The following is a 14,584-nucleotide window of genomic DNA, read 5'->3' as shown; positions in this document are numbered from 1 at the left end:
CTGAGAAGGTAAGGCCCGGGGCCGCCCCCGGTAAACTCCTGCCGGCGTGGCGGCGGGACAAGCAGTCTAAGGAGCTGTCGGTGTCGAACGGGTACGAAGCGGCGGTTCCGGCGGCCAGGAGTGCCCCGCCGAGCACGCCTTCCGGCCGGCGGGCCTGACCGCCTCGTGACCGCCTTGAGTCCCTTCGGCGCACGATCGGCGTCCCGGCGCGGCGCCCCCGACACGTCCTCCTCGCCCTCCTCCGCCGACGAGCCGTCGTGGGGGCAGGAGCTGCCGACATGGCCGTTCGCGGCCTTCTTCGCGGGCTACCCGCTGCTGTGGGTGCTGGGGCTCGGCGGGTTCGCCGCGGACCTGGCCGCGCTGCCGATGTTCGGCATCCTGCTGCTGCGGCGCGGCCTGCGCGTGCCGCCCGGCTTCGGGCTGTGGCTGCTGTTCCTGATCTGGATGACGTTCGCGGGGACCCAGCTGGACTCCGCGGGCCGCATGATCGGCTTCGTCTTCCGGTTCATGAACTACGCCGCGGCCACCGTCTTCTTCCTCTACGTCTACAACTCCTCGCGCCGCGCGCTGCCGCTGTCCCGGGCCATCGGTCTCATGGTGCTGTTCTGGGTCTGGGTGGTGGCAGGCGGCTACCTGGGCGTCGTCCTGCCCAACGGGTCGATCAGCACGCCCATGCAGAGCCTGCTGCCGGGGTCGATCGCCGGCAACGACTACGTGAAGGACCTGGTCCACCCCAAGTTCGCCGAGGTACAGCGGCCATGGGGAGCGCCGCGGGCGTACAACCGGCCCAGCGCGCCGTTCCCGTACACCAACACGTGGGGGAGCCACTTCGCGCTGCTGGTCCCGTTCGCGATCCTGTACATGCGCACGGCGGCCGTCCGGTGGCGGCGGCAGGCGGTCACCGTCCTGCTCCTCGCCTCGCTGGTCCCCGCCTTCAGCACCCTGAACCGCGGGATGTTCCTGGCGGTCGGCGTCGGCGTGGTCTACGCCGCCCTCCGGTTCGGCTTCCGCGGCCAGGTCAAGTGGCTCGCGGCGGTGCTCGTCCTGCTGGGGATCGGTCTGGCGACGGCCTCGGCGCTCGGGGTCGGGCAGAGCATCGGCAGCCGCACCCAGTACAGCTCCACGAACGCGGGCCGGGCGACCATCTACCGGGAGGCGTTCGAGCGCACGCTGCAGTCGCCGTTCATCGGCTACGGCGCGCCGCGCCCGTCGCTCACCCTCAGCATCTCGGTCGGCACCCAGGGCCAGTTCTGGAACGTCATGTTCTCGTTCGGCTTCGTGGCGCTGATCCTGTTCTGCGCCTGGCTGTGGTCGCTTCCCCTGCGGACGCGGGCCGCGCCGGGCGCGCTGCTGTGGCTGCACGTCGTGACGGTCATGGCCTCGTTCATGATGTTCTACTACGGGCTGGACGGCTCCCAGCTCGTGGTGATCTTCGTGGCGTCGGCGCTCGTGATGCGGGAGACGGCGGCCGGCCCGGAGGCGGCGCCGCTCACCCCGCCCCGCCGACGGCCCGGGACCGGCCTCGCCCGGCCGGACGTCCTGTCCGGCTGGAGCCGGTACACGCCGGGGCCGACCTGGAGCCAGGGAGAGGACGACGATTGACCACCCAGGCCGAGGCCACGCGGGACGACCGCGTGGGGCGCTCGCACTTCCGGGAGTTCGCGCGCGGCGGGGCGATCGGGCTGGTCGGCTCCCTCGTCGCGGCCATGGCGGGTTTCCTGCTGACCGTCGTCGTCGCGCGGGTGCTGGGCCCGGCGCAGACCGGCGTCTTCTTCACGGTCGTCGCGCTCTTCATGATCCTCACCGAGGTCACCGAGCTGGGCGCCGACACCGGACTGGTGCGCAGCACGGCGCGCCTGCGCGCCCTCGGCCGGATCGGTGACCTTCGCCGGGTCGTCGTCGCGGCGCTGGTCCCGGTCCTGGCGGTCGGCGCGGTCACCGGGCTGGCGGTGTTCGCGCTGGCGCCCTGGCTGGCCGGGCTGCTCGTCGACGCCGCGCACCATGACGACGCGGTCCTCCTGCTGCGGGTCTGCGGGCCCGTCCTGGCCGTGTCCGCGGTTCGCAACGTCGCCCTGTCGGGCACCCGCGGCCTGGGCAGCCTGGCCGCGTTCACCGTCCAGGCGAACGTCATCACGCCGCTCAGCCGGCCGGTGCTGGTCATCGCCGTCGCCGCCCTCGGGTACGGCGCCGGCGGGGTCATGGTCGCCTGGTCGCTGCCGATCGGACTGACGTTCGTGGCGGCGGTCGCGATCCTGTGGCGGCTGGTCCGCCGCGCGGAGACCGAACAGCACGCGGAAGCGGAGGAGCAGGCCCCGCCCGACCGCGCGGCGCGTTCGGCGGTCCGGGAGTTCTGGGCCTTCTCCGGGCTGCGCGGCGTGGCGGCCATGCTCGAGATCGTCGTGACCTGGCTGGGCGTGCCGCTGGTCAGCGCGATGGTGTCCAGCCATGACGCGGGCGTCTACGCCACCGCGGGCCGGTTCATCACGACCGGGACCCTCGTGCTGGCGGCCACGCGGCTCGCCGTCGCACCGCAGATCGCCGCCCTGCTCGCCCGGGGGGAGACCCGGCAGGCCGAGGACCTGAACGCGGTCGCCACCGGCTGGGTCGTCGCCGCCTCCTGGCCGCTGTACCTCGCCCTCGCGGTGTTCGGGCCGTTCGTCCTCACGCTGTTCGGCACGGACTTCCGCGGCGGCGCCGGGGCCATGGCGATCCTCGCCTCGGCCATGGCGCTGGTGCTGGCGACCGGCAACGTGCAGACGGTCCTGCTCATGGGCGGCAAGAGCTCGTGGAACCTGCTCGACAAGGCCGTCGTCGTGATCCTCATGGTGGTGCTGCACCTGCTGCTGGTGCCGCCGTACGGCATCATCGGCGCCGCCGTCGCGTGGGGCGTGTCGATGCTCGTGGACAACCTGCTGGCCGTCGTGCAGGTGCGCTATCTCATGGGCCTGCGGCTGCGGACGCGGACGCTCGCGCCCGTCGGAATCTGGGCACTGGTGTGGTTCGGTGGCCTGGGCGTGGTGCTGCGGATGCTCCTGGGCACCGGCCTGGTGGCGTTCGCGGCGTACGCGGTCCTGGCCACCTGCGGCTACGGTGCCGTGCTGTGGCGGCTGCGGCATGTGCTGCACGCCGATGTGATGTTCGGGGCGCTGCGGTCACGCGGGCGCGCGGACGCGAAGGAGGAGGGCTGACGTGTCGACCGGGTTCGTCGGGTGGGCGAAGGACCGCTCGCCACGCTGGGTGAAGGACGCGGCGAACGCGACGACGCGCGCGTACGCCGTGCGGACCGCCGACCGGCGTCATCTGCCGGACTTCCTCATCATCGGCACCAAGCGCGGCGGCACGACCTCGCTGTGGAACTACCTCATCCAGCACCCGCTGGTCATGCCGATGTATCCGGCGTCGCGCGGGGTCAAGAGCCCCGGCTACTACTACGTCAACTATGACAAGGGCGACGCCTGGTACCGCTCGCACTTCGCCACCGAGGAGGAACTGGACCGGGTCCAGCAGAGCCTCGGCGGTCCCCGGCCCGTCACCGGGGAAGCCTGCCCGTATTACATGTACTACCCGCCGGTGCCGGAGCGGGTGCGCGCCCGCACCCCGGACGTGAAGATCATCGTGACGCTGCGCGATCCGGTGAAGCGTGCCTACTCCCACTACTGGGAGCGGGTGGGGGACGGCGTCGAGGACCTGAGCTTCGAGGACGCCCTGGCGGCCGAGCCGGAGCGGCTGCGCGGCGAGCGCGAGAAGATGGCCGCCGACCCGATGTACTACAGCCGGGCGCACGACTTCTACACCTACCGGGACCGCGGCATCTACCGGCCGCAACTGGAGAACTGGTTCTCCGTCTTCCCCCGGGAACAGTTCCTCATCATGCCGGCGGAGGACCTGTACGCGAACGAGCAGGCGGCCGTGGACCGGGTCACCGAATTCTTGGGGCTTCCTGCACATCCGCTGAAGATTGCCGAGAGGCACAACCATCTCCCGGCGCCGCCGATGAATCCGGACACCAAGGAGCGGCTCACCGAGTTCTATCGCCCGCACAACCGGGCCCTGTACGAGCTGCTGGGCGAGGAGTACTCCTGGTCGGCCTGACGTGGCGGGCCGGGGCGACGCACGACCCGCGCCGGTGGTTTACCGGTCCTGCCGATTTTCTCGGGGCCAATTACCGGTAATAGCGAAATGATTACTCTCGTTGACAACGCGTGGCCGTTGCACTAATTTTGCCACGTTCCTGCGCCAGCTTCTCTGTGCCGCAGATTGTTTATCCCCCGAGCCCCTCTGCTCGCCGCTTTACTCCGCGGGAGAGTTCATGGCATTCCGTCTGCCTGCGCGCAAGACCCCCTTGGTCGCCGGTGCGGCCGCCCTGGTCGCCGCCGGCGTCATCTTCGTCCCCAACTGGGCCAGCGCGGGCGCGCCGGACGGCAAGTCCTCCGGTGCCGCCGCGCTGTCCTGCTGGGCCGTCAAGCAGGACTATCCGAAGAGCACCACCGGCCTGTACTGGCTGAAGACGCCTCGGATGAGCAGTGCCCAGCAGTTCTACTGCGACATGACCACCGACGGCGGGGGCTGGGTCCTCGTCGGCCGTGGCCGGGAGAACTGGAACTTCCACTACGCCGGGCAGGGCAGCGCGTCCAACGTGCGCAACACGCCCACCGGCACCGCCGCGTTCTCGCCCGCGACGGTCCCCGGCGACACCATCAACGCGCTGTTCAACGGCGGCCCGATCGACGGGGTCCGGCTGCACCGCGCCAAGAACTCCACAGGCACCTCCTGGCAGGACGCCTCGCTGCAGTTCAAGGACCTGGCCGACTGGTCGTGGACCTTCGACGGCGGGCTCCCGTTGAGCTCGGCCGACTTCGACGGCACGTCCTACAGCGGCGGGTACACCGACAGCATCAAGAAGTCCGACGTGGTGCTGCGCCCGTACAACTCGCTGTCGACCGTCAAGAGCGCGAACGACTCGTGGAAGAAGGGCTTCGCGTACGCCACGACGAGCGTCTCCGGCGCGTCGACCAGCGCGAGCAGCTACCTCTGGAAGGGCACTTCCAGCGGTCTGCCCACCCCCTTCACGCAGGTCTGGATCCGTCCCAAGATCACGACCTCGACCGGCGGACCGGCCCCGGCCACGCCGAAGCTGCTCAGCAACAAGACCTCGACGAGCCCGTGGGGCGTGACCGGCGTCGTCAGCGGCCAGACCGGTGAGAACCACATCGAGGTTCACGCCCTCGGCGTCGTCGGAAGCACCCTCTACGTCGGCGGCGAGTTCCAGTACGTGCAGAAGGGCGCCACCCCGGCCGCCGGCGAGAAGGTCGAGCAGTCCTACCTCGCGGCCTTCGACACGAGCACCGGCGAGTGGAAGACCGGGTTCCGGCCCAAGCTCAACGGCGAGGTCTGGGCGATCAAGGGGACCAGCGACAAGCTCTTCGTCTCCGGTGACTTCACCAACGTGAACGGCGTCGCCAACACGGCGGGCCTCGCCGCGCTCGACCTGAAGACGGGCGCGCCGCTGTCCACCTGGAAGGCGAGCCTGATCCGGAACAATGCCGTGCCGCGCGGCCGGGCGATGGACATCCAGGACGGCTGGCTCTACATCGGCGGCACGTTCGACCACATCGCGGGCGGAACGACGATCAACAAGTCGCCGTTCTGGGTCGGCGGCGCGGCGCGCGTCAAGGTGACCGACGGCACCCCGGACACCACCTGGAACCCGTTCTTCGACGCCGGCGTGTACTCCCTCGACGCCAGCTCGCAGGGGGACCGCGTCTACTTCGGCGGCCGCATGCAGCACATGGGCAAGCAGAAGGAGGTGCCGCTCAAGGACTTCGCGATCGTCAGCACGGCGGCGCCGGGCGGCCACATCTCGGGGCTGGGCGACCAGAAGTGGATCCCCAGCATCGACGACCCCAGCAAGCCGTACCGCCAGACGATCCTCGAGGTCGGCGACCGCGTCTGGATGGGCGGGTCAGAGCACGACCTGCAGGTCTACGACCGGGACTTCAACAACAAGATCGGCGGCAATCTCGCCCGCTCGGGCGGTGACTTCCAGGCGTCCGTCGAGATCAACGGTGTCCTGTACGCCGGGTCGCACGGTTTCGACTTCGACTACACCGACGGCTGGACGTACCCGGACCCGAAGACCGGCGGCTACTCCAACGTGCACCGGCTCAACATGGTCGGCGCGTGGGACGCCAAGACCGGTAAGTACCTGCCCAACTGGAACCCCTCCTTCGCGTCGCGGGCCGGAAACGGCGTGTGGGCGCTCGTGAAGGACAACAATGGGTGCATGTGGGCCGGTGGCGACCTGAAGAGCGGCTCCTGGAACGGCTCCGCCTACCAGTGGCTCGGCGGGTTCGGCCGGTTCTGCCCCTGACCCGGCTCCGGGCCGGGCGCGGTCACTTTCCGCATCGTGATCGGGGAATCACCCACCGGGTGATTCCCCGTTCCCGCTTAGGACCGGCGGGAATGGGAGGCTTGAAGGCATGAGGATCAGAGCACGCGGTCGCGCCATCGCCCTGTCGGCGGTGGCGCTGGTCGGCGCGGGCACCGTCCTGTCCGCCTGCGGCTCCGCGGCCGGCAACGACGGCTCGAAGGGCGGCAAGTCGGCCACGAACGCGCGGGCGGCCACCCTCGCGGAGGGCCGGTCGGCGGCGGCGGGCGGAGACTGCGGCGCCGACGCCAAGCTCATGCCCAAGTGCGGCGCCTACTGGGGCATCTACTCGGTGCAGGGCAAGTCCCTCACCTCGGCCGTCACCGACATCGAGGGCAAGGTCGGCCGGCGCTTCGACATCGTCCTGCGCTTCCACGACTGGTCCAACGCCGCCGGACCAGGCCGTTTCCCGGACGCCTCCGAACGCGTGCTCGGCGGGTCCCGGCTGCTGTTCTTCGCCTGGGAGAGCAAGGTCTACCAGAAGCAGCAGAGCTACAAGTGGCGCGACATCGCGGCCGGCGCCTACGACAAGTCCGTGGTCGAGCCGGTGGCCGAGCGCGTACGGGCCTACGGGAAGAAGGTCTTCATGTCCTTCGACCCGGAGATGGACCGGCACCAGAACAAGGGCGAGATGAAGGGCAGCCCGGCGGAGTACGTCGCGGCCGCCCGGCACGTCCATGACGTCTTCCAGCGGGCCGGCGTCAAGAACGTCGTGTGGGTGTGGGTCACCACCGGCACGATGAGCGGGGTCAACCCGCAGCGGATGCTCGACTCCTATCCCGGTGACGCGTACGTCGACTGGGTGGGCTGGGACCCGTACAACTTCTACAAGTGCCACAACGGGCCGTGGCACTCGTTCGACGAGAAGGTCGGGCCGACGTACCGCTTCTTCCAGCAGCACGGGCTCGCCAAGAAGCCGTTCATCCTCCCGGAGTACGGCACGCAGTACGACCCGGCGGATCCGAAGCGCTCGATCCAGTGGTACCGCGAGATCCCCGGCGTGCTGCGCGGCAAGTACCCGAACATCGCCGGGCTGATCAGGTTCGACGCGGGGCCGGGCTGCAACCTGAAGGTCGACAACGGCCCGGGCATGCTCGGCTCGTACGCGGCGGCGGGCCGGGACACCTACCTCAACACCTCCGGCCACTGACCGTCGGCGATCATGCGCCTCTGAGCGCACGGCAGTGCCGCGCCCGCCCGGAAGAACGTCCGAGGACGTCGCCGGGAGCGCGCGGCTAACCCGTCGTGTCGGGACGGGGCCGGCGGCGGCGCCGGGGCGTGGCGACGAGCTCGTCCACCAGTCGCCCGAACCGCGCGACCGCGGGCGCCGTCTCGTCGGCCTCGTCCGGCACGGCGTACTCCGCCGGGTCGGCCAGGGCGCGGTCCAGGTGGGCGTGCAGGCTCTCGGCGGACTCGGCGAGGGCCACCTTGCCGAAGGTCGCGACGTGCCGGGAGAACCGTACCTGGTGGTCGTCGACGACCTCGTCCAGCCGCGCGATCCGGGGCACCACGATCGGCAGCCGGCCCGCCTGCCGGCTCTCGGTGATCGAGCCGGGGCCGCCCTGGCAGACGACGGCGGTCGCCTGCCGGAACAGCGTCTGCATGTCCGCGTGGGGCAGGAAGTCGTGACATTCTGCGCCCACCGGAGGGTCGGCCGGGCCGTGCTGCACGACGCAGCGGACGTGACCGTTCGCCGCGAGCCACTGCTCCATCCAGCCCATCAACCGGTCGAACCGGTGATGGTCGGTGCCCACGGTCACGAACACCAGCGGCTTGTCCTGGCCGGTCAAAGGAGCTGCCCCACGACGGTGCCCTTCGGGTAGCGCGCCCGCTGTTCCTCCCACTGCAGCAGGAACAGGTCCGCGATCGGATAGCAGAGACGGCCCGTGAGCGTTCCGGAGTCGATGCGGTCGTACACCTCGAGGTACACGGTGCGCCGGCGCAGCAGCTTCCCCAGGACGAAGAACGGCACGGCGACGCCCGCGCCCGAGCTGACGATCACATCCGGCTTGTAGCGCGGGACGAGCCGGAGCGCGAGCCACAGGTTGCGCAGCAGGTTGGGGATGTTGCGGGTCGTCGGATGGTAGGCCCAGGTCACCTGCTCGTCCGCGAGGAGGGAGGAGGCGTCGGCCTTCTCGAACGTCACCCACATCCGCTCGTGCTCGGACCACCAGGGCCGCAGCCGGTGCAGCTGGGTCAGATGCCCACCGGTCGAGCAGACCAGGAGGACCCTCATCGTTCCTCCAGTACCTCGAGCATGGCCGGATGGAGGGCGGGGTTCCAGCCGCCGCCCAGCCGCTTGAGGTGGTAGGTCCGCATGAACATCTCCAGCAGGTAGAGCCGCCCGAGTAGCCGGCGGTGGTCGTGGGGGAGCTCGTTCTCGGCGGCGGCCCGTACGGCGGCGACCGCCTCGGCCAGCGGCCGGCCGCGCAGCACCAGCGCGTCCTGGAACCTCCAGTGCAGGTGGTCGAAGCCCACCGGTACCTCTTCGGCGCTGTGCTCCCAGTCCCAGACGTACAGGTCACCGGCGTACCGGCCCATGTTCCAGGGCACCCAGTCGCCGTGCCAGCGGCCGACCCGCAGCGGGGTGCCGCCGTGCTCGCGTTCGAGCTCGTCGCAGTGCGCGGTGACCAGTGCCGCGAGGCGTGGTTCCTCGTCGTCGGCGGCCAGTACGGCGGCCTCCGCTCGCAGCGCGCGCCAGAAGGCCGAGTCGGCCAGCTTCGCCGTACGGGCGGCGAACGGGCCCGGGAGGTCGGTCGGGGTCGGTTGGTCGGGAAGGACATCGTCGCAGGCGACCGGCGGCGGCCGGTCGGCCTCGCGGTAGCGGCGGATCCGCGGCGGCAGCGGCGCCGTGACGGTGAGGTCGTAGTCGCGCCACGGACCGTGGTGCAGCAGCCGCGGCACGCGGATGCCGTTCGCCGGCGCCTCGGTGACCGCGGCGATCGCGGCCGCCTCCCGTCGGGTCATCTCCCGGGTGGCGGGGTTCCAGCCGACCTTGGCGTAGCCCACGGGGGCGCCGTCGGCGCCGAAGAGCTGGAGCGTCGGCTTCAGGTTGGGATCGGGCGGCCGGACGCCGATCCCCAGCGCCGGCTGCGGCAGGCCGAGCACGCGTCCCAGGTGCGCGCTCAGCAGGTAGTCGCCCAGCTCGGCGGGCGGGAGGTCCTCGGGCACGCACACGAGCAGCCGGTGGCGCAGCAGGAGCGGAGCGACCCCGGTACGGAAGCCGACGCCCAGCACCGTACGCGGGACGCGGAGGCGGGCCCAGCGCAGCCCGTTGTAGTGAGTGAGGCTGCCGGCGGCCACGGCCCGGCCGTCGAGGGGGACGAGGAAACGCGGACGCTCCGGGGAGGGGACCACGGCGTAGCGCTCGACCACGCGGTGTCCCGGCGGAACCTCGCCCGACGTGACCCGGACCGGCCACCCCGAAGACTCCGGCTCGGGCAGCCACAGCCGTTCGACAAGTGCGCGGAGCACTGCGCCCCCTGGTGCCCTTGATCAGCCCGGATCCGCCCCGGTGACCGACTCCAACTTTCCCGGCACTTTACCGTAATCGGCCTTTCATCATCGGACGCGTCACCGCATTTCCGGAACCTGAGTACCCTCGGTCACGCAACGACGAGCGTGAATTCACGGTGAAGGGCGCGGGATGGGCATGGGCGGTGGGCCGCTGGTCGTGATCGTGCTGTCGCACCGGAATCCCGGACAGGTCGCCCGGCTCGTGGACCGGATCCGCGGCGGCGTCGACACGGTCGCGGTGGTCCACCACGACCCGAGCGGTGAGCCGCTGACGCTCCGCCCGTCCTCGAACGTCGCGCTCGTCCCAGACGCCCGGCCCGGCCAGTGGGGGCGGCTTTCCCTGGTCGAGGCGCAGTGGCGGTCGCTGCGCTGGGTGGCGGCCAACATCCCGGACTTCTCCTGGGCGCTCCTCGTCTCCGGCCAGGACTATCCGATCCGGCCCATCACCGCGATCGAGAAGGAGCTCGCGGCCTCGCCGTACGACGCGTACCTACGGCACTTCGCCGTGACCTCCGATCCGGCGGCAGACACCGACCCCTGGCAGGGGGTGACGCGGCGGCGGTACCTGCGCAAACGGCGGCTGCCCGGCACCCACCGATCGGTGCCGCTGCCGGTCCCGCGGCGGCATCCCTACCGGGACGGGGTGGGGCTGTACGTCGGCGACATGTGGTTCAACCTCTCCGCGCCGACCGTGCACGGCATGCTGGCCGACCCGCTGGCCGACCGCCTGCTGGGCTATCTGCGGTACGCGCCGATCCCGGACGAGACGTTCATCTGCTCGATGGCGTTGAACGCGCGGCCCGCCCGCTCGGTCGCGAACGACAGCAAGCGGTTCATCCGGTGGGGCGCCGACGCGAGCCATCCCGACCTGATCACCGCGGCGCACCTGGACGAGCTCCGGGCCAGCGACGCGTTCTTCGCCCGCAAGGTCGACGTCACCGCGCACCCCGAGGTCCCCGACCTGCTCGACCAGCTCGCCGCCGACCGCGGTCCCGTGTCCTGACGGTCCGGGCCGGCGGGGTCACGAGAAGAAACCGGCCGCACAGTTAAGCCACCACGCCGGGCCGCCGGCCGCGCCGGGAGCGACCGGGCGGCCGGCCTCGCCCGGAGCGGCCGGCCCGCTCGAGCCGCCGCCCGCCAGCATCAGGCCGTACGGGCCCATGTACAGGAATGAGCCGGCGGGCGAGGGCGCGTTCTGTGAGGGTGCGGCCTGCGGCTGCGCGGGCGGGGTCTGCGGTGCGGCGGCTTCCGCCGGATGGGCGGGCCGCTCCGGGCTCACGATGGTCACCTTCTGCGTCAGATTGCAGACCCGAACGTTGTGGCACAACCCATTCTGTGCGTCACTGACACCCCCGGCATTCCGGTTGGTGGTGTGCTGATAGCCGCGATTGCGAATAGGACTCCGCACCGACATGGCTGTGGCGTTGTGGTGGCCGTTCCCGTCGCTGTTGTGATCCGTGACGAGACGCATTTGCCGGCCCACCGGTATCCGGGCGGCCTCGGCGGCGGAGGAGAGCCAGGTCAGGCCGAGGCCGACCGTCAGGACGCAGACGCCCGCCCTGCGGTAGAACACGGCCTTCTCACCGATCGATGCGCCCAAGGTGCCCCGTCGAATCATTCCCCACCCCTGCGAGTCGCTGCTGCCGGACGCGAACGGTCCGGTGGGCGGGCGTACCCGGAACGGATATTCGGATCACGTTCCGAGCGGTGAGCGGCCGAATCATTGCCCGTTCATTGTCGTGTGCTCATCGGCGAATCCGGCAAAGCGGCCGTCGAGTGGCCCGGCGCGGCTGCCATGGCCAGATGCCCCATCACGATCCGAGCCCCGAGATAGGCGAAAGGCACCAGGAGCGCGAGGTCCGCGAGGTGGGCTATCGCGATTTCGCGCGGTACTCGACTGATCGGGAACGCGATGGCGCTGCCGAACAGCAGGACGCCGATCGGCCAGGGGACCGCCCGGATCCGGGTGAGCACGACACCGAGGACGAAAAGGCTGAGCGGAAAGGCCGGACCGGCGAACCAGAACGTCACGTACGCCGCCGCGGGATGCTGCTCGATCAGGCGCACCGCCTCGGTGTGCGAGACGTTGAACAGTTCCTCATGCATTCCCTGCAGCCCGAACGAGGCTCCGCCGACGCACCCGTAGATCGCGACCGGCAGCGCGATCGCCGCGTATCGCGGCACTCGCGGCTCGATGAGGCGGTACACCGCGACGAGACCGACGAGCCAGCAGGTCGTCGCGGCCACGATGAGAGTTCCGGCGGTGATGCCCTGATAGCGGTCGGTCCAATAGAAAGTCGAAATTCCCTGGAGCGCCGGGCCCATGACGAGGCAGACACCGGCGATGGTCCGGAAAACCGGGTGCATCGTTTCTCCCTTACCCGAGTGAATGACCACGCAGGCAACGCTAGGGAGCGGCGCCGTGGATTCCATCGGCCTCGCGACGCGATCCGATACGGCCGTCGCGGTACCGGAACTACCGCCGGGGCGGTACGCCGGGTGGCGTCACCGCCAGCCCCGACCGGTAGGCGAACACCACGAGCTGGGCACGATCTCGCGCGCCCACCTTGGTCATCGCCCGGTTGACGTGGGTCTTCGCCGTCGCGGGACTCATCCCCAGCCGCCGGCCCACGTCCTGGTCGGACAGACCCTCGGCGACGAGCGCCACGACTTCGCGCTCCCGGTCGGTGAGAGCCGCCGACAGGGCCGGGTCGAACGACGGCCCGCCCGGCCGCCCCACGAACGCCGAGATCAACCGGCGGGTCACCTGGGGCGCGAGCAGGGCGTCCCCGTTGAACACCGTGCGCACCGCCTGCCGCAGAGTCTCGGGGTCGATGTCCTTGAGCAGGAAGCCGCTGGCCCCCGCGTGCAGCGCGGCGAAGACGTACCGGTCCAGGTCGAAGGTGGTCAGGACGATCACTCTGACGCCCGGCGTCCGCTCGTCGGCGAGGATCCGCCTCGTCGCGGCGAGCCCGTCCGTGCCGGGCATCCGCACGTCCATGAGCACGACGTCCGGGTGGTGCGCCCGGGTCAGGGCGACCGCCTCCTCACCGTCGGCGGCCTCCGCGACGACCTCGATGTCCTCCGCCCGGTCGAGGAGGATACGGAACCCGGTCCGGACGAGCGTCTGGTCGTCGGCCACCAGCACGCGAATCGTCATGTCGCCTCCTCGTCCCGTGGTCGGTCGCCCACTCGGGACGCCCTCTTGCGTATCGTCAGGTCGTCGTCCGGGGTCGGCAGCCAGGCGCGCACGCGGAACCCCCGACCCGCGCCGCCGGGCCACTCGAACGGGCCCGCGGTCAACCGGCCGCCCAGACCCGCCGCGCGTTCGGCCATGCCCCGCAGGCCGTTGCCCTCCGCGACCCACCCGGGTCCGCCGGTACGGCCGTCGTCCTCCGTCACCCATTCGCGCTCGCCGACGCGACGGTCGCCCTCCGGCGCCCACCCGGGTTCGCCGGCGCGGCCGTCACCTCCGCCGCCGTCGTCGCGGACCTCCAGAGCGAGCCCGGCCTCGTCGTACCGGACCACGATCTCCACCAGGCCGGCGTCGGAATGACGCAACGCGTTGGTGAGGGACTCCTGCGCGATCCGGTAGGCCGTGAACTCCACCAGCCGGGGCAGCGGGCGGCGCTCGCCCTCGACCCGCACGTCGACGCGCGGCCCGCCCCCGGTCCAGGCCAGGGCCAGGTCTGGCAGCCGGTCGATGCCCGGAGCCGGGGGTTCCATGCCGCCTTCCGCTCCGTCCTGCTCCCGCAGGACGCCGACGGTCGCCCGCATCTCGGCCATCGCCTCGCCACCGGCCCGCCGGACCGCCTCGAGTGCCTCCCGCGCCTGGTCGGGGGCCTCGGTCAGCAGTTCGGCGGCCACGCTCGCCTGCACGTTGATCACGGCGATCGTATGCGCGGACACGTCGTGGAGTTCGCGGGCGATGCGCATCCGCTCCTCGGTGAGCCGCTGCGCGGCGACCTGGTCCCGGTGCGCGGCCAGTAGCGCCAGCCGGGCCTCGAACTCGGCGCGTCGCGCGCGACGGCTGCGTACGGAGTCGCCCAGTAACAGCGCCGCGACGAACACCACCGTCGACCCGTCGAGCGCCGCGTCGAACAGACCGACGCCGGTGTACTTCGTCCGGGCCAGCGCGTCCGACATGATCAGCCAGCCCGCGAGCGCCAGCCCCATCCTCCGCCGTGGCGCGGCGGCCACCGAGTACAGCGCGATCCAGACCGGTACGGCCGGTGCTCCGCCCGGGTAGTCCGCGACGTGGTAGATCACCCACAGCAGGAAGACGACGGCGAGCGCCAAGGCCGGGCGGCGTCGGCGGACCGGCAGCGCCGCAGCCATCGCGAGTCCGATCCCATAGGCCCATGCGTCAGGACTCCGGTCGGCGGCATCCGGCGTCGCGGTGTCGATGCGATAGACGGTCGCCACAGCGGCGGCCGTGCACAGAATCGCCTCCCCGGCCCACGGTGGAACCGCTTCCGTTCGCCGGCGCAGCCGTGTGAGGTCCACGCCCCCACCGTACGGACGATCGCCCCGCGACGCTCCAAATGCTCGGTGAATCCGCTGGGGTGGTTCTGTTATCGGGACGAACCATCACGGCAGGGCGGGCTTTGCCGAGCGTTATGCCCGCGCCCCGGTCGGCGA

13 protein-coding genes are annotated in these 14,584 nt (G+C 71.1%); 6 read left to right on the top strand and 7 right to left on the bottom strand.

Annotated elements, in window-relative coordinates; genetic code table 11:
- Positions 1–165 precede the first annotated feature (165 nt).
- The 5 genes from ABD978_RS16810 (at position 166) to ABD978_RS16790 (ending at position 7,577) form a co-directional block, all read left to right on the top strand.
- Positions 166–1,602, top strand: a complete 1,437-nt coding sequence (locus ABD978_RS16810; RefSeq protein ID WP_345354581.1) for an O-antigen ligase family protein — start codon at positions 166–168, stop codon at positions 1,600–1,602.
- Positions 1,599–3,188 carry a lipopolysaccharide biosynthesis protein gene (locus tag ABD978_RS16805; RefSeq protein ID WP_345354579.1) on the top strand — a complete coding sequence of 530 codons (1,590 nt, stop codon included), beginning with the start codon at positions 1,599–1,601 and terminating at the stop codon, positions 3,186–3,188. The genes ABD978_RS16810 and ABD978_RS16805 overlap by 4 nt, the downstream gene beginning before the upstream one ends.
- Position 3,189: 1 nt before the next feature.
- Entirely contained in the window at positions 3,190–4,092 is a 903-nt protein-coding gene (locus tag ABD978_RS16800; RefSeq protein WP_345354577.1) for a sulfotransferase domain-containing protein, read from the top strand.
- Positions 4,093–4,309: 217 nt separating this feature from the next.
- Positions 4,310–6,370 carry a fibrinogen-like YCDxxxxGGGW domain-containing protein gene (locus ABD978_RS16795; RefSeq protein ID WP_345354575.1) on the top strand — a complete coding sequence of 687 codons (2,061 nt, stop codon included), beginning with the start codon at positions 4,310–4,312 and terminating at the stop codon, positions 6,368–6,370.
- Positions 6,371–6,479: 109 nt separating this feature from the next.
- On the top strand, positions 6,480–7,577 hold the full coding sequence (locus ABD978_RS16790) for a glycoside hydrolase family 26 protein (RefSeq protein ID WP_345354573.1): 1,098 nt from the start codon (positions 6,480–6,482) through the stop codon (positions 7,575–7,577).
- A gap of 85 nt (positions 7,578–7,662) precedes the next feature.
- Here ABD978_RS16790 and ABD978_RS16785 read toward each other — a convergent pair whose 3' ends face one another.
- The 3 genes from ABD978_RS16785 to ABD978_RS16775 are packed head-to-tail and all read right to left on the bottom strand — an operon-like array spanning position 7,663 to position 9,901.
- Complete coding sequence (locus tag ABD978_RS16785) at positions 7,663–8,217, bottom strand: glycosyltransferase (protein ID WP_345354571.1); 555 nt, start codon at positions 8,215–8,217, stop codon at positions 7,663–7,665.
- Complete coding sequence (gene pssD, locus ABD978_RS16780; protein WP_345354569.1) at positions 8,214–8,663, bottom strand: PssD/Cps14F family polysaccharide biosynthesis glycosyltransferase; 450 nt, start codon at positions 8,661–8,663, stop codon at positions 8,214–8,216. The genes ABD978_RS16785 and pssD overlap by 4 nt, the downstream gene beginning before the upstream one ends.
- Entirely contained in the window at positions 8,660–9,901 is a 1,242-nt protein-coding gene (locus ABD978_RS16775) for a hypothetical protein (RefSeq protein ID WP_345354567.1), read from the bottom strand. Before ABD978_RS16775 ends, pssD begins: the two co-directional genes overlap by 4 nt.
- 172 nt (positions 9,902–10,073) lie before the next feature.
- Between ABD978_RS16775 and ABD978_RS16770 the strand changes: the two genes are divergently transcribed.
- Entirely contained in the window at positions 10,074–10,946 is an 873-nt protein-coding gene (locus tag ABD978_RS16770) for a beta-1,6-N-acetylglucosaminyltransferase (protein ID WP_345354565.1), read from the top strand.
- 18 nt (positions 10,947–10,964) lie between these two features.
- Here ABD978_RS16770 and ABD978_RS16765 read toward each other — a convergent pair whose 3' ends face one another.
- The 4 genes from ABD978_RS16765 to ABD978_RS16750 form a co-directional block, all read right to left on the bottom strand.
- Positions 10,965–11,543 carry a hypothetical protein gene (locus ABD978_RS16765; protein WP_345354563.1) on the bottom strand — a complete coding sequence of 193 codons (579 nt, stop codon included), beginning with the start codon at positions 11,541–11,543 and terminating at the stop codon, positions 10,965–10,967.
- 131 nt (positions 11,544–11,674) lie between these two features.
- On the bottom strand, positions 11,675–12,340 hold the full coding sequence (locus ABD978_RS16760) for a hypothetical protein (RefSeq protein WP_345354561.1): 666 nt from the start codon (positions 12,338–12,340) through the stop codon (positions 11,675–11,677).
- Positions 12,341–12,419: 79 nt separating this feature from the next.
- Positions 12,420–13,103, bottom strand: a complete 684-nt coding sequence (locus ABD978_RS16755) for a response regulator transcription factor (RefSeq protein WP_345354559.1) — start codon at positions 13,101–13,103, stop codon at positions 12,420–12,422.
- Positions 13,100–14,449, bottom strand: coding sequence for a sensor histidine kinase (locus ABD978_RS16750; RefSeq protein WP_345354557.1), 1,350 nt, complete (start codon positions 14,447–14,449; stop codon positions 13,100–13,102). The genes ABD978_RS16755 and ABD978_RS16750 overlap by 4 nt, the downstream gene beginning before the upstream one ends.
- Positions 14,450–14,584 lie beyond the last annotated feature (135 nt).

This window comes from Actinoallomurus liliacearum (assembly GCF_039542035.1).
Classification (GTDB): domain Bacteria; phylum Actinomycetota; class Actinomycetes; order Streptosporangiales; family Streptosporangiaceae; genus Actinoallomurus; species Actinoallomurus liliacearum.
Note: the sequence above shows the minus strand (reverse complement) of the source record. Positions and strands in the feature narration are given on the sequence as shown.